Source organism: Pseudomonas sp. EA_5y_Pfl2_R50 (assembly GCF_963970475.1).
Classification (GTDB): Bacteria; Pseudomonadota; Gammaproteobacteria; order Pseudomonadales; family Pseudomonadaceae; genus Aquipseudomonas.
Genome location: NZ_CAXAPT010000111.1, coordinates 1 through 522 on the forward strand (window position 1 = coordinate 1; position 522 = coordinate 522).

Consider the following 522-nt stretch of genomic DNA (forward strand, 5'->3'; position numbering starts at 1 on the left):
CTGTGCTCGATGGCGTGTTGCCGTTCGAGTTCACCCGCTTGTATCGCACCAGTGCCGCTGAAATCGACGTCGGGCTGGGCTTTGGCTGGAGCCATTCGCTGGCGCATCGGCTGGAGTTCGATGGCGACTTCGTGGTTTGGGTCGACCATGAGAACCGGTGTACCCGGTTTCCAATGCCGAGCGTCGCGCGGCCGGCGATTCACAACAGCCTGTCGCGGGCAGCGATTTTTCTCGGGGATGAGCCGCAGGAGTTGATTCTTGCGCTGGCCGGGGAAGTTGCGGGTTTTTATCACTTTCGCAACGGGCGGCTGACGGCGATCAGTGATGCGTATGACAACCGATTGCGCATTTCCCGGGATCGTCAGGAGCGTGTTCAGCGTCTGGACAACGGCGCGGGCCGGGCGTTGTTATTGCGTTACGACCGCTCACACCTGATCGCGGTTGATTACCAGCGTTTTGACCCGTCGCAGAACCTGGCCGAGCCTTGGCTCACTGAGCAAACCCTCGTCAGCTACCGCTACG

1 protein-coding gene is annotated in these 522 nt (G+C 60.7%); it reads left to right on the forward strand.

Annotated elements, in window-relative coordinates:
* Positions 1 to 2: 2 nt before the first annotated feature.
* Positions 3 to 522: DUF6531 domain-containing protein (locus AACY19_RS26960; RefSeq protein WP_339454544.1), on the forward strand; the 520-nt coding region annotated here is incomplete at its 3' end.